We start from the raw sequence: 18364 nt of genomic DNA, 5'->3' as shown, positions 1-18364 counted from the left end.
CTCTGCATTCCCCCCCGGCCCCCCAATTCTGGGGGGAGGGTCGCAACATCTTAGAGCAAATTATTCGTGGATTCTCTCGTTCATCTAAACCGCTTGTGTAGGATTCAGTTCTGCATTGGTTCTCTGAATTAACGCTCTACGCTGCAAGCTGGGAAAGTCGTTCGGTGCCTTCAGGAGAGCGGGCGGTGAGTCTGCAAACGTTCTAAGCAAAGGTCCCAAATGCAGCATTCTACTTGAGCCGCAAAATGTATATATTCTCTCCCCCCAGAATTGAGGGGGCGGGGGGCCAAGATTTCAAAACGACAATCTATTCAATACTCCCAAGTCAATATCCCGATTACGCTAGGAAATGCTGATGCTGAATTTGCCATTCATCGTTTTCAATCAGACGAGGTCTAGATTTTCCCCATGGGTTCGTCCCCTAGGTGCGATCGCACTTGCTGGACTAGGACTGTTGACGCTGGCTCCTGCGGCCTTAGCCCACCATCCCCTCGGTGGACAGCTGCCGTCTAATTTCTTCGAGGGCTTTATGTCGGGTGTTGCTCACCCAGTGATTGGTTTGGACCACTTTGTGTTTGTGATCGCAGCCGGTCTATTAGCGGCCCTGAGTCGCCAAGGGATTATGATTCCCGTTGCTTTTGTGATTGCAGGTCTAGCGGGGACAGGGATTCATTTGCAAAGTCTGGACTTACCCGCTCCTGAGTTCTTTATTTCAGCATCAGTCCTGCTGTTTGGCGTGCTGTTGGCCCTGAGAAAGAGCCCAAACTGGAAGCTAGTGGCTGGGTTAGGTGCGATCGCAGGTATCTTCCACGGCTATGCCTACGGGGAAGCGATTGTGGGCGCTGACATGATGCCAATGGTGGCTTATCTGACGGGATTTACCGTGATTCAACTGGTGATCTCACTGGGCATGAGTGCCGTCGGTCGGGCAATTCTTAAACGTCATCAAATGCCCGAACTGCCGCTGCGGTTTGCCGGTTTTGCCATTTGTGGTGTCGGGGCGACGTTCCTCTCGTCTGCCCTTTTGGGATAGCGGTACCGATATCGGAGAACACCCATCAAGAGAGGAACCCCCTATGCAACAGTCAGAAGCCTTAACGATCAGCATTGGTGTCCTTGGCGGCGTTGATGTCTTTCTTACAGCCACCGTGATCCCTGTGCCCGTGTGGGTCACGTTTACGGCCTGGGCCTCATTCTTCATTGTGGGCGGCGGTGTCCAGGGGTTTATTAAATCGATTGCCTGCAATATCACCGGCATTATCATTGCGGCCCTGTCTCTCTTGGCGATTGACCTGATCGGAGAAAGTCCCCTGATTGCCGCCATTTGTGTGGGCATCGGTAGCGCAGCGATGGTGCAGGCTTCCAAGCTACCTTTTACCCACGGCATTACACCTGCAATTGTGTGGGGCTTTTCCCAGACGGTGGGGACTGTCGCCGTGACCGGGTTGGCTGTGACGGCAGCCCCCCCGAATAACCCCGTGATAATTGCGATCGCAGCGATGATTCTTGGCGCTATTTTTGGCTACCTATCAGAGGCGTGGGGCAAAGCGATGACCACCTCTCGCCAACCCACGTAGCCCTAAAGACATCCCAACAGCCGATGGACCGACACCTTAGAGAAAGTGAGAGATTTAACCGATGGTCATGATTCAAAAGATTCCGGTCACCATTCTCACCGGCTATCTAGGCGCAGGCAAAACCACGCTGCTCAATCGGATTCTGACCGAAGAGCACGATAAGAAGATTGCCGTGATTGTCAATGAGTTTGGCGAGGTGGGGATTGATCATCAACTGGTCCTCAATGCTGACGAAGAAATTTTAGAGATGAACAACGGCTGCATTTGCTGCACCGTTCGCGGCGATCTAATTCGCCTGATTAGTGACCTGATGACGAGATGCGATCGCTTTGATCACTTCGTGATTGAAACAACGGGACTGGCCGATCCCGCTCCCGTGATTCAGTCCTTCTTTGTGGATGAAGTGATGCTGCGGAAAACACAGCTAGATGCCGTGGTCACGGTCGTCGACGCTAAGCATATTGGCAAACATTGGGATAGCAGTGAAGCCCAGGAGCAGATCGCGTTTGCCGATGTGATTTTGCTCAATAAGACGGATCTGGTTTCCGCTGAGGCACTGGGAGAATTAGAGTCGAAGGTTAGGGGGATGAATGCGATCGCAACCCTTCAGCGCACCCAAAACTGCGATATTCCTTTAGATAGCATTCTGGGCGTGCAAGCCTTTGATCTCAAGAACGCCCTTAGTATTGACCCAGAGTTTCTAGACGAAGAGGCCCACGAACACGATGAATCGGTCTATTCCGTTGCGATCACAGAGATCGGGACCGTAGACAGCGACAAACTCAACCGCTGGCTTAATCAGCTTATCCAGGCCAAGGGGCAAGACATTTTCCGAATGAAAGGCATTCTCGACATCGATAATGCCGAGCGGCGATTTGTCTTTCAGGGCGTCCACATGACCTTAGATGGCAGGCCCGGTCAGCCCTGGAGATCGGGAGAAACTCGTAAAAACGAGCTGGTTTTTATTGGCAGGAATTTAGATGAAGCAGAACTCCGGGCAAGTTTTCAAGACTGCTTTGCTCAGACTTATGCCCACGTCTGAGCATTGAAGAGACACACAACTGATTCTTTTTCCTACCGTGTACATGCAGCTATTGATGGAATTTGTGCAACCCTGCATTGGCCCCCCCGGCCCCCCAATTCTGGGGGGAGAGCAGCGCACGTTTAGGGTCATCCATAAAATCCTGTCTCTAAGCTCTTTGCTCACAATCAGTAGAAACTTCATCTCCTCAAACGCAATGAAGGCTGAGAGATCACGACAGATACAAACACCCCCGAAGTCCACAAAGGCTAGCCCTGTAAAACGCAGATCCAAATTCAATATTCATTCCCCCCAGGGTTGGGGGGCTAGGGGGGCCAGTGCAAAACATCTCGCCATTTCCACATGAATCCATACACTCTTTGACTGAGAACAAGGCAGAACCATGAAACTACAGCACAATCTCGGCGGACTAGAAGGGCTAGACCCGATCACCCCCGAACTAGAGGTCTTCGTTGAACCCTGGGAGAAGCGCATCTTTGGCATTCACACCGCCATGATGGCCCTCAGTAACCATCTAAACTCCTCACGCCCCGACTACAAAATTGATCAAGTCCCGACCCAGTTCAAGAGTTTTTGGACCTGGGGCCATCTGCGTATGGGAGCTGAGGGAATACATCCCTTTGAATATTTTCGGCTGCGCTACTACGAAAAGTGGCTGGGCGGCATTTCTGGCTTTTTTGTGGAAGAGGGCTACATCACTCAAGAAGAACTCGATGCCCGCACGGCTGAAATTCTAGCAGACAGTGCTAAAGCAGAAGCCCCTTTACCCAGCGGCGGCGATGCCGCGATTGATACCCAAGTTGAGAAGTACCTGCGCGAAGGCGATTCACCGATGCGATCGCAACCCGCTCCCCCAAAATTCAGCGTCGGCGACAAAGTGCGGATCAAAAACGTTGCTCCCGGTGAACACAGTCGCCTGCCAGGGAATCTCAAAGGTCACACTGCCGAAGTGGTCAAAGTTTACGAAGGTGCCTTTACCTACTTTTTCCCAACCGCAGACGGGATTGGTACTCCCATGCCGGTCTATAGTCTGGTCTTCCATGCCGAAGACTTGTGGGACGAGTCCGTGACTGAACCCAATGTCGTTTACTACAACGACATCTTTGAAGCCTACGTCGAAGCCGCTTAAAGGAGAATCACATGCCCAGCAACTATCCAGAATTCAAGCATGGGGCTGACCGTGAAACTGTTAGCGCCGCCAAAGTGAAAGCCCTCGAATCTCTGCTGATTGAAAAAGGCATCATTACCGGCGAAACCGTCAATAATATTCTCGGCTACTTTGAAACCGAGATGGGACCATTCAACGGAGCCAAAATCGTCGCTAAAGCCTGGGTCGATCCAGAGTTCAAAGAACTCTTGCTCCAGGACTGCAATGCCGCCTGTGAAAGAATGGACTTCCCCGAGGGGATGTCAGGTGCGGAAGGCGAACACATGCGGATTGTCGAAAATACCCCCGAAGTCCACAACGTGATTGTCTGCACCCTCTGCTCCTGCTATCCCTGGCCAACGCTGGGACTGCCGCCCTACTGGTTTAAAGATCCGACGTTTCGAGCGCGGGTGGTGCGAGAACCCCGCGTGGTCTTATCTGAATTTGGCGTCCAGCTTGATGATTCAGTTCAGGTCAAGGTCTGGGACAGCAGCGCTCAGATTCGTTGGTGGGTTCTCCCCATGCGTCCAGCCGGGACCGAAGGCATGAGTGAAGAGCAGTTGACAGGCTTGCTAACGCCAGAGGCGATGATGGGTGTTGCCACAGTGAAGGCGGCTTAGGATGTTTACTAAGTTTGAGCATTTTGCGGCCACCAGTTTGATGGGGTCTCCCGAAGAGGCTCCACCCAGACAGGACGGGCATCTACATTTTGATCGCGATTGGGAGAAGATGGCGTTTGGAGTTGCGATCGCACTGTCTAAGCAAGGCCATTACGAATGGGAAGAATTCCGCCAGACCCTCATTGAAACCATCGGCGAATGGGAAGCTACCCACGATCTCGACGACCCCGAATGGGACTACTATCAATGCTGGGTCACAGCCCTAGAAAAGGTCGCCGTCAAGTCTGGCGTGCTCGAAGCTGGTGAACTCGAAGCACAGATGGCCCAGCTTTTGAACTGCAAAGATAGCTCCCCAGCCCCATGATGCAGTAGTCCTTTTTTCTCTTGACCCACGTTGTACCTGATTGCTTAAAAATGGAAACCAAGCCTCCTTTACCACCCTTCACTCTAGAAACGGCAAAAGTGAAGGTTCGCGCTGCCGAAAATGCCTGGAATAATCGTGATCCTGAAAAAGTCTCGATGGCTTACAGCAAAGATAGTTTCTGGCGCAATCGAGCCGAGATTTTCCAGGGACGAGAGGCGATTCGGGCCTTCTTGCAGCGCAAGTGGGAAAAGGAATTAGACTATCGCCTCGTAAAGGAACTATGGGCCTTTGGCGATAGCCGGATTGCGGTGCGTTTTCAGTATGAATGGCACGATGATGCGGGACAGTGGTATCGCGCCTACGGCAACGAAAACTGGGAGTTTGATGAAGCCGGTCTAATGCGGCGGCGGGAAGCGAGTATTAACGACCGCCCCATTAAGACAGAAGAGCGACGGTTTCACTGGCCGCTCGGTCCACGACCAGAGGATCATCCAGGGCTAATTGACTCTCCTGAATAGTCAAGTAGGTCGCGTTGTAAGTAAGCCAACACTATTCGCCATAGTGGGTCCACATCCGTAAAACTTTGACGACCTGCTCATTCTCTAAAACTTGGTAGACCAGTCGATGCTGAATATTAATCCGTCGAGAATAGACTGGCTCTGATGTTCCCTTAAGTTTTTCAAATGGAGGAGGAGATTGATAAGGATTCTCAGTCAGAATGTTGAGCAGTTTTTCAGCTTTCCCTTTCAAGTTCGCTGATGCAAGCTTTGAAGAGTCCTTCTGGGCCTGCCTTGCATATTTAAGCTTCCAACTCATGAAGTACTACCAAGGCAAATCATCGGAACATTCTTCAACGGGTTCCTGCAGTCCCGCTTCAATAGAATCCCAAACGCCTGGGATTGACTTTAGGTAGAGGGTTTCTTGCAAGGCTCTCCAATCTTCTTCACTGACCAAAATGGCATTCCCTCGCTTACCAGTAATCGTAATGGGTTCATGGGATTCATTCACTTGATCCACCAAGCCAAAAAGGGTTTGGCGAGCTTCCGTAATCGATACAATCGGAGAGTCTGACATACTGGCTTTCTTCAGCACCTTGAATGCGTACGGAATTTCGTACACTATTCTAGCTCAGATCAACAGGATGCTTTTATCCCCAATGTAGGGTGTGGAAAGTTGGACAGCGAGTAGGATGGAGCATAGATACTGAGCTTTCATGCTGGTAAAGCAATGGCACATCTCAAGCGGACCCGCGAAGACATCCTTCAATCTGTCATTAGTACCGTTCACCGTCAGGGATTGGTGGCAACAAGCTTAAGCGAACTATTCGAAGTGAGTGGAGCTTCAGCAGGCAGCTTTTACAACTACTTTCGGTCTAAGAATCATCTCGGCCATGCGCTGATTGATTTTGAATGGGAACTGCTCTCATCTGAAGTTTTAGAGCCTGCCTTAGCAAGTTCTCCAAACCCCATCGAGCAATTATTAGACATGCTCCATCGGCTGGAAATGAAGCAAATCCAGCAGCCCAACTGCGGCGGATGCCTACTCGGGAACTTAGTCGTAGATCTTGTAGAGCAAGATCCCGCTTTCCGAGAGCATCTGACCCGAATTTTTGAGCAGTGGGAACAGACGATCGCCCAAGCGCTCACCCAGGCTCAAGATCAGCTACAGCTTGATATAAACCCTCAACATCTAGCCGAACAAATCCTCTCTGCCACAGAAGGTGCAATGTTAATGGGACGACTCCATCAAGATGCAGACCGCATTCACCGTAACTTCGCTGGCGTTCGGCAACTGTTGAAGCAGGCGCTCTATAACTGACTTTGTACCGGTTTATACCTACACCAGGTTGCTATTGTGTTCAAATAGAATGAGTGTTCTATTTGATATGACTCATGTCTGAAGCCACGGCCATTGCATCGATTGATAAACAAGATTTAGATAATCTGATTGCCAAGAATAGCGAGGACCTAGAGGAGCAGAAGACGCTGACGGTGAGGACGGTTTGCGATCGCAAGATGCGCAGCCTCAACCATGCCCGAGACCTCGAACCGTTTGTGATTGACGAACCCCCCGGATTGCTGGGTGACAACACTGCCCACAACCCTTCTGAAATTGTTTTAGGCGCGTTTGGCTCCTGTCTTGTCGTCGGTATTCAAGCCAACGCCGCCGCCAAAGGAATTTCGCTCACAAAGCTGGAAGTCGAGTTGGTCGGCAAAATCAACATCAGCAGCACTTGGGGTACGGGAGAATTAGAAAAACCCCAGGTTGGCTTCAGTTCAGTGGAAGTCAAAGTAGATATCGATGGCGACGCTAGCCGCGAAGAATTAGATGCGCTAGTTCAGCATGCGAACGAATGGTCTCCAGTGTCTAATACGCTGAGCCGCCCGATGCCCATCTCTGTTGCTATGGCCTAAACAGAGATCTTCCTAGCTCCTCTTGATCAGTGGGGAAACGAGAATAAAGTTTTCCTTGAGAAAGGGAGAATCTAAGTCCTCAGCTTCCTCTCTGATCTTTGAATATGTCCCGCTGGGGTTATTGCTTCAACTTTGATTGTCATTGATTGTTTGTTTAAGACAGGAGTGCTCTGGTGCTGCAAGATATCGCTGTTAATCCTGACTCATCGGTGGATTCCAAGCCGGTTGAGTCTAGCACTTCTACATATCCCGCAGATCTCTTAGCGCCAGTAGATGCAATGGCCGTTAGCGAAGCTCCTCTTTCGGAGGCAGGCCGGTCGGAGACCATCGCAACTATCCAAAGCGTAGTAGAGCGTGACCTAAACCCAAAGGTCCAGGCTATTGACCTAGAGGGCGAATATCCCGACCAGATTATGCATAAGCTCGGTGCTTCTGGTGCTTTTCAACAAGCGGTTGCACCTGAATTCGGTGGCGAAGGCATTAGCCTCAAGGGTGCAATTCAATCTATTGAAGAAGTCTCAAAGGCTTGCCTATCTACAGGATTCATCGCTTGGTGTCAGGTCGCCTGCACTTGGTACCTGCAAAACACGCACAACCAAGCCCTAAAAGCAGAGCTACTGCCCAAGGTCGCCAGCGGCGAAGTTCTATCTGGGACGGGCCTCTCCAATCCAATGAAGTTTTTCGCGGGCATCGAAAAGATCGCGATCAAGGCAACCAAAGTCGAGGGCGGATACATCCTCAACGGCCAGCTTCCCTGGGTCTCTAATTTAGGGCCAGGGCATTATTTCGGAGTCGTCGCTCAACACGCCACGGATGACAGTTCTCTAATGGCAATTGTCTCCGATGAGATGGAAGGCGTTTCGCTGCGGAGATGTGGGCAGTTCATCGCCTTGGAAGGGACAGGAACGTTTGCCTGCGTCTTTCGTGATGCCTTTGTGCCTGAAAACTATCTGTTAGCAGACCCTTGCGAAAATTACATTGAGCAGATCCGTCCAGGCTTTATTTTGACTCAGGTAGGGATGGGCCTGGGCCTAGTAGCGGGCTGCATCCAGCTCATGCAGCGATATCAACGGCGGCTAGGTCATGTCAACTGCTTTCTAGATGATCAGCCCAGCGATCTAGAGGCGGAATTAACGGCAGCGCGGCAGCACGCCTATGGGTTAGGCGAAGAGCTAGATCAGCTAGATGGTCCAATCTCAAAATCATTAATGCGGGACGTAGTGCAAGCCAGACTGACGGCGGGTGAGATGTCGGTGAAGGCAGCCAATGCAGCAATGCTCCATGCGGGTGCGCGAGCCTATGTACATGGCAGTCCTGAAGAGCGTCGGTTGCGAGAAGCTTACTTTGTTGCGATCGTGACGCCTGCAATTAAACAGTTGAAGAAAATGCTTTATGCCTTAACTAAAGAAGGTTGAGCGCTATCTTTTTTAAAGAGTAGGAGAAATCGTTTCCTGACGAGAACGCTACCTTCGAGCCGTGCCCCCGTTCGCGGCATTCTCGCCTGTCTGCAGCATGAGCATCCGCTTACCTCTCAAGAATAATCAGGCGGTAGAAATAGTGCACCTTTGCAGAGCTTTGCCGTGCAATTTAGCATAGCCTGTTAACTTGCCGAGCGATGCATATACCCTGAGTTATTATGTGTACTGAGATTGTTTGCTACTGCCTTTGGCAGCAATAATAACGTTTGGTCATTGAGCCACTCAGCGCGACCATCAATGCTAAAGATTCCACCCCGAACAAAATCTGTTATCCGTTGCACAAACATAGGCTCCAGCCGATGCAGCTTGAGTATTACAGTTTTGCATTGCTTCAACGCTTGTATTGCTTGAATCGCCTCAATCCAGCCTTGGACTTCAACAATCACGATATGCGAATTGTAAGTGGTAGGTTTAGTCTCCCTCAGAATAGGAGTGTGAGAACGAGTAGAGTTTGTATTCACCTGAAGCGGCGTAGAACCCTGATGAGCGAAGGCCGAAGTACTGATGTTGAGCAAATGCTTTTGCTGCAGTGAAAGGTCACACTGTAGACGTACGTTAACAGGAATTTCAACTCCCTTTCGAACCGGTTGATAACTCAGTGGACTGGGAACGATGATCGGGTCCAAAGAAGCTGGAACATACTTTCTATCCAACCAAGCCACTGGTCCTTTGTGCAAACATGAAAAGATTTTGTCCAACGGGACAGAGTGCTGCTGCCCTGAGTAGTAATAGCAGATGAAATACGGAACGTTACGCCCGAATTCGTCCATCGCATCGTTATAGAACCAGCCAAACAAACAATCAGCCAATGTTGTCTGATATAAGTAAACGGCCCGATGTTCGGGAGGAGGAGGCTCTAATGAGTCCCAATGCCGGTCAACGATATGACAGTGAAAAAATTGTTGAATTTGTGTGGGAACTTGTTCACTCGCAAGAAGTTTAAATCCCTCTTGCTCAAAGCTGGTGTAAATCAGTTGTCCCAATAAGGGCAAGCCGGTCTCTTCCATAGGTCCTGACCCAAGCGAGAAATCCCAAACTACCAAGAGTGTAAAAGCTTTTTAAAGAAAAAACTATCTGCCAGAAAACTTTTTTGATATTTTCAGCCCCAGAACCTTCGGTGCAAGATGGGCAGACACAGCAGGCCACCATCTTTAGAATACTTGGGAGCATGACTGAAAACTAACTTTACAGGTCCATTGTAAATAGGTCTTTTGGCAACGCTGCATGACAGCCTCGCTTGGTATCGACAACCTGCGTAATCCCAAAATCTACCGCCACTGACATGAGTGAATAAGCTTCATCAGCACTAATCCCGCGCTTATTGACCAAAAAATCCAGCATTTCTTCTGCTGACTGCCGCATGGCGTGATTCAAATCCTCATCGAAACCGTGGGTAATCCAATAAGCATCTGTTTCTAGAATTGGATTGGAAATGGGGAAGTCATGAATCACAAAAATCTGCAAATAAGCATTCATAGAAGCCTCAATAGCGGTTCCAGAAAGCTCTGCATCGCCTTGGGCCATGTGAGGATCGCCAACGAAAAAGTTGGCTCCTTCATTGCAAATGGGATAGTACATAGTGGCACCTGCACCTAAACGCCAGTTATCAATATTTCCTCCGAAAGCCCCGGGTGGAACACTACTCACTCGACCCCTTGCAGCCGGTGCAACACCCATGACGCCAAAGTGAGGGCGCATGGGGACAGCAACCTTGGCCTGGAACGGTTGACGAGCGGAATCAGGGGGGTAAATCAGCCCGGGCTTGTTGCACAGCGCATCGCCCTGCAGATCAAAACCAAATTCTGGATACGCTAATCCTGCATTGAGATCAAGCTTATAAATGGTAATTCGCTCTTTTTTAAAGGCATCGTAGAGATAGCCCCAACGAGCCGCAAGATTACTGCCATAGGGAAGGCGAGGCTCTGTCTTCAAAACCCGGACCATTAAGGTATCGCCTGACTGCGCTCCGTTGACTTTGATCGGACCTGTCATCAGGTGACCACCCGGCCCCCGATCGGTAATTTGACTGTAAACTGCTGCGATTCCCTCATCCATCATCACATCGGGCGCATCTCCAGCCCGATGGGTCAGGGCTTCTACATAGACAATATCTCCTGAATCGATGGTTAGAACAGAGGGCAAGTCGCGGTCGAAGAACCCCCAGAAGCAACTTTGAGGGGTTGCCTTCAGAATATGGAAATGTCCTGCGTCTCGAATAGAATCAGCCGCCATCAGGATCTCTGACTTAACGGCTTCGGGATCACGTAAAAGACCGAAGGAATGATGACGGAGAGACCCTGCCGGTCCATCAGATGCTAGGTGTGCACATCTTGACTGGTGCGATAAATACCGAGGATGTAAGTTTGAGCACGGGCCTTTCTCAGCAGCGGAAGATTCCGTATTTTTGGGGCTGTGCTGATTCATGTCGATTGAGTCTCGTGAAGGGCAACAAAACCTGTTTGATCTCATCGGGAGCGTCTGCTGAAGCTGATTGACACAAACCCTCCTACACAATCATGGTGAATAGTAGAGTGCATGTCCTTTGTCCACACGGAGCTTCATGAGTCAACAACCGACATTTTCCATCCCATTGGCTCCCCCTGACTATCCGTTCACGGGTCGCAATCCCTATTCCATTCAGTTCGTCATTTTTTATGACCATATCTTGTCTGCGAAGTCATTGAGCGAGTCACTGCAGAAGACTCTCACTCATTTCTATCCTGTAAGCGGTCAATTGGTCTTTAAGCACAATAGAGCCTATATTCAACCCTGTTCAGAGCCTACCAAGCTAGAAGTTGTGGAGCATTCTAGCGATGAGAGAATTGCGATCGCAACTTTGCCCTCTGAATTGGCGGCATACTCTTTAGAAGTTAAGGCCGAAGCCGATAAACCTCTGGCTCGATTTTGCCTGCACCAGTATCACAACGGATCCGCACTGGTAGTCAATATGGCTCACTGCCTGGTAGACGGCTATAGCTTCTTTTACTTTTTATCATCCTGGGCAAAAGCATGTCGAGGAGAAACCTATCGAATTCCTAATCATGAGCGCGATAGGCTGCTTTCAGTATCCAACAACAAGGACGCAGGGCTTGATGATCGTGATTTCGATACCGCGTTTAGTCAGAACACAGGGTTATTCATCAAAGGAGAACGCCAGTTTCCTGACATAGATGCAATTGCGTGGGAATCTTTTCCTATTTCTCACTCGTCACTCACTGCTTTGAAAGAGAGCTGTCTGCCTGGAAAATTCTCCGATAACGCAGTTCTGTGTGCCTATCTATGGAAACAATATAGTCAGCGGTGGCACCCTGAGGCTGATCCTGCGACAGTACTGACGCTCAACTGTGCCGTTGATTTCCGCAGAATCTATCGCAAGGTTATTCCGCTGAACTATTTCGGCAATGCTATTAGAGGTGCGACCTGTCAGTTGACGCTGGCAGAGATGTATAGTCTATCCCTAGCAGAAATTGCTCAGCGATTGAACGCAATGATTTTAGGACAAAGGACAACTGATATTGAGCAAGCACTAGCCTCCCTGGAAGCCTATCGCGAAACCTATGGAATGGAGAAAATGTCGCATCTACACGTCTCTGATCCAACCGCAGGACTGCTGGTGACCAATCTGTCGCGGATTCCGTTAGGAGAGCTAGATTTTGGAAAGGGCCAACCAATTTCACTGGTCCCTCTGGTTCCTGCAGCACGGGTCGCGTTGCTACTCCCGAATGATGGTGGTGTGACTGTAACAGTTGCCCATCAGTAGTATCGTTGCTTGGGCGTTAGGTCTCATATCGTCACTGGCAGGCAGTTCTCCCCATACGTTGTATGTTTGTGCGATCGCATCCCCCTACCTTCAGCTTCCACGATTTTCGCAGCTCTATCGCGACTGTCACCCAAGAGAATTAGGCTTTGGAGTTTGAGCAGAGTGTGAGAAAACGTTTTCTGGCTGTCTCGCATTTACCGTGTCATGATCTGAGTGGAGCCTTGAGGATGTGAGATGGCAATTCAGGCAAGTTCTGCGGATCTAAATCAGTTGATTTGGGAGCGCTTGCAGATTTCTGAGTCGGTGCTGGCAGGATTTTGCGATCGCTGGATGATTTCAGAACTATCTCTGTTCGGTTCAGTGCTGCGGAACGATTTCCGGGCCGATAGTGACGTGGATATTTTAGTGTGCTTCGCCTCTGGAGACTCCTGGAGCCTTTTAGATTGGGTCCGTATGAAGGATGAGCTAGAGAGACTCTTTGGGCGTCAGGTAGATGTAGCCGAGAAGGAACAGCTTACAAATCCCTACCGTCGAGCTGAAATCATGCGGACTCATAAGGTGATTTATGCCTCTCGATGACCGTGATGCCGCCTCTATTTGGGATATGGTGCAAGCAATACAGCGCATTCAAGCATTTACAACTGGAGTCTCCTCTGAAGCGTATCTCGATAGTGAACTGATTCAGAGTGCTGTAGAGCGACAGCTAGAAATATTAGGTGAGGCCGCTCGCCGTCTATCATCTGAATCTCAGCAAGCTCATCCTGGGGTGGATTGGGCTGGAATAATTGGGTTACGCAATGTAATTGCTCATCGCTATGACCAAATTCGGGCTGAGCGGATTTGGTCGGTGTTGGCTGCGGATCTGCCCGAGATCTTGGAAAAATTAGAGATTTTGTTGCCACCGAGTGAAGAGCCAGATAATGCATCAGAATGATTTTTGTTGGCAACGGAAATGATGTTTCAACAAGAACGTAGTCGAGATTGGAATATCGGTTTAGCTGAGGATTTGAAGGATCCTGAATTCGCTCGTGAGTTTCTGCTGGCGGCGATGGAGGAGAACCTTCCTCTCCCAGTCACTATGAGCAAAGTTAAGCAAGCTCATCAGGAGTTTGCGTAGCGGTTGAGTACTGATCCCTGAGCTATGCAAGGCTGTACCATGCACCGCGTCCACTACCATGCAGTACAAGTAGGCCGCGCTTCTGTAGGTTCTGAAAGTGTTGCTTTAGAGTATTTCGGTTTGCTCCCGTTAAGGTCACAGCATCGCCAATTGTGATGCGGCCATGATTGCGGGCATGGTCCAGAATTTGTACTGATAGCTTGGGGAGCTTTGCCAGCAGTAATTTCTCCCGTTCGACTTTTGTGCGGAGCCGCAGCATTTGGTGCTGCAGAGCCTTTAGGAAAAATAACAGCCAAGGTGTCCAGTCAGGGATATTGGTGCGGATTGTCCCTTGCGTTTGGCGTAGCGCAAGAGAATAACCTTCTTTGTTTTGTTCAATGACGCTTTCAAGAGAGCTGTATGGGACATAGGTATAGCCTGCCTGAAGCAGTAGCAGAGTGGTTAAGACCCGGCTCAGGCGACCGTTACCATCTTGAAAGGGATGAATTTCTAAAAATACGACTGCAAAAATGCCGATGGTAAGCAGAGGATGAAGTGTCTTTTCTTGGGTCGTTTCGTTGAACCAGGCCACGAGTTCAGCCATGAGACGGGGCGTGTCAAATGGGGTGGCGGTCTCGAATACAATGCCGACTGGGTTTCCGTCTGCGTCAAAGGCGGCGACGCTATTCGATGAGGTCTTGTAATTGCCTCGATGCCAATCGTCTTTATTGCTGTGGCGCAGGAGGTCACGATGAAGCTGTTTGATGTGATTCTCTGTGATCGCAATGGCTGACCCTGACGTGAAGACTGTTTCCATGACCTCGGCATAGCCTGCGACTTCCTGCTGATCGCGGGTTGACTTCTAGGCTGAATAGAAGCTGCTCAACGTCTCTGTCTGAGAGCTTGCTGCCTTCGATACGAGTTGAGGAGCCAATGCTTTCGATGGTGGCAACTCGCCGGAGGGCTGATAGTCGTTCTGGTGCAAGGGAACCTAGGGCACGCCAAGCTCCTTTGAATTCATCGATCTCGGCGATCAGGAGGAGTATTTCCTGGGTGATTTGCAATGAGGCGGTGGGGAACATACCCATTTATACACCCATTTACACCCAATTAGGCACTTGTCCTTTAGACTCCAACGGTTTTGATACTCGAGATAGAAATTGTAAGAATCGGCTGGACTTGTATCTCTAATCATTTCAGATCTTCAATATTTACAGACGTTCAAGTAATAGAAAAGCTAATTCCAGTCTAAGAGTGGGAATACTTATTAGATATTTATGTGAGTTATTCCTTATTTATTATAACTAGATGGAAGAGCTAAAAAAGACAGCGCAAAGACAAGGAACAACTGTTATCTACTTAGGAAAAACATATCAAACCATTAAGGATTTGTGTCGGGAAGTCAGTGCTACAGCATCAAATTCACAGGTCGGAAGCAGGATTTTTGGATATTGCAGAAAATATCATAAAGTTGCGACTGAGATACCACATGAACGCTTACATGATGCTCTCTTCATGAGTGTGAGTGATTACCGATTAAAGTACGGAACTAGACGTTCATACATACAATTCAAAGGCAGGAAGTGGCAGCGTCAAGAACTGTACAATGCCTGTAGAGACGAAAATAGTGGCAGCTATAAGCGTTTCCAACAACGGCTGAGGAAGCTTGAAAAAAGATTTAGTATTCCTTTAAAGGATATTCAGATAATCGATGCATTGAATCTTGATATTCAAGAATACAGAGAAAAATACCCGGCAGGGAACTCGAAGCCATTTACTTACACAGGGCAGCAGTTCTCTGAACATACAGGCTCGACATTCCCGTCTTTGAAGCTATTTTTAAAATTAGTTGGTCTGGAAGAAGAATATGGAACTTTCAAGAACCGGAGTAAAGGTGATAGCTATATAAGCCAAAAGATTGACATATGGCCGGAATATTTTGCCCCTCCCTCCTCAAAAGGTCTAATTTATAAAATAAACTGTACAAAAACAGGATTGTCTTATGTTGGTCGGACATATTTCTCTGCCCAAAAGAGATGGAATGGTCATCAACAAAGTGCTAAGGAGGGAAGTAATACAATTTTTCACAAGGCAATTCGGAAATATGGTAGTGAATCATTTCGTCTAGAGGTCTTAGAGAACAATATTCATGAAACACTATTGGGTTCTAGAGAATCATACTGGATTAAGAATTCGGATACTTTGACACCGAAGGGATATAACTCGGTGGCAGGTGCTGAGACAGCTCGACGCAGGGGAAAAATCATTTATATAGGGGAACGAAAATTTATTGGTATTGCAGGATTAGCCGAAGAACTCTATGAAGAGTCTGGAGTCGCTCAACATGTAATTATCAAACGCTATGGAAAAGGGATCCGCAGTTATAAGGAGTTGACTGAACCCGCAAGAACTCATTCCGATCACCAGATGGCAGGAACAGGTATTTGGCGACGTTGGAAATCAATGTGAAATAGGTACACAAGTCCTGGAGAAATCTGTGATGAGTGGAAAGATTATGATCAATGGTTTGAAGATATCGGCCAATACGAAAAGTCAGCACACCATATCATTCGAATTGATGACAGGTTGCCATGGCAAGTAGATAACGTTGAATGGGTAAGCGTCCAATCAAAGGTTGAGCGTGTTCACGGAAAAGTTCAAACCGCATTTGGTAAAGAATATCCGTCTATAAAGGCACTTGCAGAAGCCTTTGGGCTAGGTACAAGCACTCTCAAATACCGTATTAATAATCAAGGTATGACACCAGAAGAGGCCGTAACCAAGCCGAAAGGACCAAGTAGCGGAAAATCTTTTGAGTATCAAGGAATTAGATACAAAAGCAGACATGCTGCGGCAGTCGCCTTAGCCCCAAAATATAATCTGACCTATCATCAAGCCAAAGATCGCTTGACAAGAAAAGTACCTCTAGATAAGAAAAGTTCTCTAAAACCTTGTCGGATTAATGGTATCGACTTTCCTAGCCATGCAGCAGCAGCCACACACTTTGGGGTAAAAAAAGGCACTTTCTCAAAGCGTAAGTTCTTAGGTTGGACTCTGGAACAAGCTCTTGGCCTAGAGCCGCCACCGTGCTTAGGGAATGTTAAATCACAATAAAAAGCTTGCTCTCTCAAGAATTGCCCTATGAGGTACATCGGGTGAATCGTATCCGTGAGTACAAAATCTGATTAGAATGAGCGTTCTAATTGAGAGAAGAAAATCTATCTCTTAGCAGGGCCAAACCGTCATGCTCCAAGTCTCATCGATCTCATCCAAGTCCTCTTGGGAGCAGCTCTCAGTGCAGCGAGGAGAGTTGGCAGAGCTAGACATTCAGTGCCAATTCTGTGGTGGCTTCCATCCCTCGCAAGATCATTGGAAGTACATGGCCGATATGCCCCAGCAGCCGTCTGAATTGATCGATGACCTGATCAAGATGCGCTACTACAGGCCCGAGGCCCTTGAAGTCGCAAACACCATTACCCAAGCCGAAATGCGAACGGCACTGTTCGTGAAAATGGCCTCCCAAGGCAGCCCCAAACGAGAGCGGCTTGTCAACGAACTCATTCAACTCGCAGGTGGACTCGATGAAGCTTTTGCAGCCGCCTTTGGTCCCAAATCTGGAGAGTTTTTCACCGATGCCCAACGCTCTGGCGGGTTCACGCGGCGCAAGTTCTTACGCAATATCGCCGTCGGTGCCGCCCTCGTCTCCCTCGCCAACTGCAGCAATCAGCCCGATTCCGCCGAGACAGAAGCAGACAAACCCATCACGGGCGCACTCGAAAAAACAGACCTGAGCATTGCCTTCTTGCCGATCACCTGTGCCAGCCCGATCATTATGTCCAAGCCCTTGGGCTTCTATGAAAAATATGGCCTCAACGTGACCTTGAGAAAATATGCCGGATGGTCCGTGGTCCGCGATGCCGTGATCGCGGGGGAACTGGATGCATCCCACATGTTGGCCCCCATGCCGATCGCCATGTCTCTGGGGCTGGGTTCCACTGCCTTTGCCACTAAGCTCGCCAGCATCGAAAACAACAACGGTCAGGGGATAGCCGTTGCCAAAAAGTATCTGGGCAAAATCAACGGTCCTTCTGACTTCAAGGGGATGACCATTGGCATTCCCTACGACTACTCCAATCACAATCTGATTTTGCGCTACTACCTCGCCACCGGAGGCGTCAATCCAGATAAGGATGTCAAGCTGATCGTGCTGCCGCCGCCAGATGCGATCGCAAAAATGAAATCAGATCAAATCGACGCCTTCATCCTGCCGGATAACTTTACCCAGCGGGTCGTCAAGGATGACATCGGTTTTATACACATATTGACCAAAGACCTGTGGGCAGGTCATCCCTGCTGCGCCTTCACGGCCTCCCAAGCCTGGATTGATGAGCATCCCAACTCGTTTAGAGCTTTGAATAAAGCCATTATTGATGGAGCCACCTACGCCAATAAAGCCGAAAACCGGAAAGAGGTTGCAAATGCGATCGCACCCCGCGAATACCTGAATCAGCCCGTCGATGTTTTAGAGGCTGTGATGACCGGCAAGTTTGAAGACGGCCAGGGCAACACCTTAGATATCCCCGATCGAATCAACTTTGACCCTTATCCTTGGAAAAGCTTCGCCACTTGGATCTCAACCCAGCTAGTCCGCTGGAACTACATGCCCCCAGAGCAAGCCAAATATGACGAAATTGGCGAAGAAGTTTTTCTCACTGATTTAGCCCGTGAACTGGCAGAAGAGCTAGGGGCAGAAGCACCGACTGAAGCAACCCGCATCGAGAAGCTGAAGTTTGATACCTTAGACCCCAGCAATGCAACCGCCTATATTGAAGATCAGAGAGAGAAGTACGGGATCTAAGCACAGCG

General features: G+C 49.1%; 21 protein-coding genes and 1 pseudogene. 17 read left to right on the top strand and 5 right to left on the bottom strand.

Features of this window, described 5'->3' with window-relative positions:
• The first annotated feature begins 355 nt into the window (after positions 1-355).
• The 7 genes from C1752_RS07935 (at position 356) to C1752_RS07905 (ending at position 5268) form a co-directional block, all read left to right on the top strand.
• Complete coding sequence (locus C1752_RS07935; RefSeq protein ID WP_110985821.1) at positions 356-1033, top strand: HupE/UreJ family protein; 678 nt, start codon at positions 356-358, stop codon at positions 1031-1033.
• Positions 1034-1076: 43 nt separating this feature from the next.
• Positions 1077-1577, top strand: coding sequence for a DUF1097 domain-containing protein (locus C1752_RS07930; protein WP_110985531.1), 501 nt, complete (start codon positions 1077-1079; stop codon positions 1575-1577).
• 61 nt (positions 1578-1638) lie between these two features.
• Positions 1639-2619 carry a CobW family GTP-binding protein gene (locus C1752_RS07925; protein WP_110985530.1) on the top strand — a complete coding sequence of 327 codons (981 nt, stop codon included), beginning with the start codon at positions 1639-1641 and terminating at the stop codon, positions 2617-2619.
• 382 nt (positions 2620-3001) lie between these two features.
• Positions 3002-3748 carry a nitrile hydratase subunit beta gene (nthB, locus tag C1752_RS07920; RefSeq protein WP_110985529.1) on the top strand — a complete coding sequence of 249 codons (747 nt, stop codon included), beginning with the start codon at positions 3002-3004 and terminating at the stop codon, positions 3746-3748.
• An 11-nt stretch (positions 3749-3759) separates the two neighbouring features.
• On the top strand, positions 3760-4386 hold the full coding sequence (nthA, locus tag C1752_RS07915) for a nitrile hydratase subunit alpha (protein ID WP_110985528.1): 627 nt from the start codon (positions 3760-3762) through the stop codon (positions 4384-4386).
• Between the two features lies 1 nt (position 4387).
• Positions 4388-4750 (top strand): nitrile hydratase accessory protein, encoded by a 363-nt coding sequence (locus tag C1752_RS07910; RefSeq protein WP_110985527.1) that lies wholly within the window; start codon positions 4388-4390, stop codon positions 4748-4750.
• Positions 4751-4800: 50 nt separating this feature from the next.
• On the top strand, positions 4801-5268 hold the full coding sequence (locus C1752_RS07905; protein ID WP_110985526.1) for a nuclear transport factor 2 family protein: 468 nt from the start codon (positions 4801-4803) through the stop codon (positions 5266-5268).
• A gap of 31 nt (positions 5269-5299) precedes the next feature.
• Here C1752_RS07905 and C1752_RS07900 read toward each other — a convergent pair whose 3' ends face one another.
• On the bottom strand, positions 5300-5566 hold the full coding sequence (locus tag C1752_RS07900) for a Txe/YoeB family addiction module toxin (protein WP_110985525.1): 267 nt from the start codon (positions 5564-5566) through the stop codon (positions 5300-5302).
• A gap of 6 nt (positions 5567-5572) precedes the next feature.
• Complete coding sequence (locus C1752_RS07895; protein ID WP_110985524.1) at positions 5573-5824, bottom strand: type II toxin-antitoxin system Phd/YefM family antitoxin; 252 nt, start codon at positions 5822-5824, stop codon at positions 5573-5575.
• 153 nt (positions 5825-5977) lie between these two features.
• On the opposite strand from C1752_RS07895, the gene C1752_RS07890 reads away from it, so the two are divergent.
• The 3 genes from C1752_RS07890 to C1752_RS07880 all read left to right on the top strand — a co-directional run bounded on the left by C1752_RS07890 (position 5978) and on the right by C1752_RS07880 (position 8579).
• Complete coding sequence (locus C1752_RS07890) at positions 5978-6568, top strand: TetR/AcrR family transcriptional regulator (RefSeq protein ID WP_110985523.1); 591 nt, start codon at positions 5978-5980, stop codon at positions 6566-6568.
• Positions 6569-6642: 74 nt separating this feature from the next.
• Entirely contained in the window at positions 6643-7164 is a 522-nt protein-coding gene (locus tag C1752_RS07885; protein ID WP_110985522.1) for an OsmC family protein, read from the top strand.
• A gap of 173 nt (positions 7165-7337) precedes the next feature.
• On the top strand, positions 7338-8579 hold the full coding sequence (locus C1752_RS07880) for an acyl-CoA dehydrogenase family protein (protein ID WP_233501449.1): 1242 nt from the start codon (positions 7338-7340) through the stop codon (positions 8577-8579).
• A 185-nt stretch (positions 8580-8764) separates the two neighbouring features.
• Here C1752_RS07880 and C1752_RS07875 read toward each other — a convergent pair whose 3' ends face one another.
• A complete protein-coding gene (locus tag C1752_RS07875) occupies positions 8765-9649 on the bottom strand; it encodes a cell division protein SepF (RefSeq protein ID WP_110985521.1) in 885 nt (294 codons plus the stop codon).
• Between the two features lie 178 nt (positions 9650-9827).
• Positions 9828-10874, bottom strand: coding sequence for an acetamidase/formamidase family protein (locus tag C1752_RS07870; RefSeq protein ID WP_110985520.1), 1047 nt, complete (start codon positions 10872-10874; stop codon positions 9828-9830).
• A 328-nt stretch (positions 10875-11202) separates the two neighbouring features.
• On the opposite strand from C1752_RS07870, the gene C1752_RS07865 reads away from it, so the two are divergent.
• The 4 genes from C1752_RS07865 to C1752_RS28360 all read left to right on the top strand — a co-directional run bounded on the left by C1752_RS07865 (position 11203) and on the right by C1752_RS28360 (position 13519).
• On the top strand, positions 11203-12402 hold the full coding sequence (locus tag C1752_RS07865) for an acyltransferase (RefSeq protein ID WP_110985519.1): 1200 nt from the start codon (positions 11203-11205) through the stop codon (positions 12400-12402).
• 234 nt (positions 12403-12636) lie between these two features.
• The gene (locus C1752_RS07860; protein WP_110985518.1) at positions 12637-12981 is read left to right on the top strand and encodes a nucleotidyltransferase family protein; all 345 of its coding nucleotides are present in this window, start codon (positions 12637-12639) and stop codon (positions 12979-12981) included.
• Entirely contained in the window at positions 12968-13336 is a 369-nt protein-coding gene (locus C1752_RS07855) for a HepT-like ribonuclease domain-containing protein (protein ID WP_110985517.1), read from the top strand. The genes C1752_RS07860 and C1752_RS07855 overlap by 14 nt, the downstream gene beginning before the upstream one ends.
• A 21-nt stretch (positions 13337-13357) precedes the next feature.
• Positions 13358-13519, top strand: a complete 162-nt coding sequence (locus C1752_RS28360) for a hypothetical protein (RefSeq protein ID WP_158535039.1) — start codon at positions 13358-13360, stop codon at positions 13517-13519.
• A 22-nt stretch (positions 13520-13541) separates the two neighbouring features.
• On the opposite strand, the pseudogene C1752_RS07850 reads toward C1752_RS28360, so the two are convergent.
• Positions 13542-14580 (bottom strand): annotated as a pseudogene (locus tag C1752_RS07850) (Fic family protein).
• Between the two features lie 226 nt (positions 14581-14806).
• Here C1752_RS07850 and C1752_RS07845 point away from each other — a divergent pair.
• The 3 genes from C1752_RS07845 to C1752_RS07835 all read left to right on the top strand — a co-directional run bounded on the left by C1752_RS07845 (position 14807) and on the right by C1752_RS07835 (position 18356).
• A complete protein-coding gene (locus C1752_RS07845) occupies positions 14807-15967 on the top strand; it encodes a GIY-YIG nuclease family protein (RefSeq protein ID WP_110985516.1) in 1161 nt (386 codons plus the stop codon).
• A gap of 117 nt (positions 15968-16084) precedes the next feature.
• Entirely contained in the window at positions 16085-16612 is a 528-nt protein-coding gene (locus C1752_RS07840; protein WP_110985515.1) for a hypothetical protein, read from the top strand.
• 130 nt (positions 16613-16742) lie between these two features.
• Complete coding sequence (locus tag C1752_RS07835) at positions 16743-18356, top strand: CmpA/NrtA family ABC transporter substrate-binding protein (protein ID WP_110985514.1); 1614 nt, start codon at positions 16743-16745, stop codon at positions 18354-18356.
• The last annotated feature ends 8 nt before the right edge of the window (positions 18357-18364 follow it).

Source organism: Acaryochloris thomasi RCC1774, assembly GCF_003231495.1.
Taxonomy (GTDB): Bacteria; Cyanobacteriota; Cyanobacteriia; order Thermosynechococcales; family Thermosynechococcaceae; genus RCC1774.
This window is presented reverse-complemented; position numbering and strand designations above follow the sequence as displayed.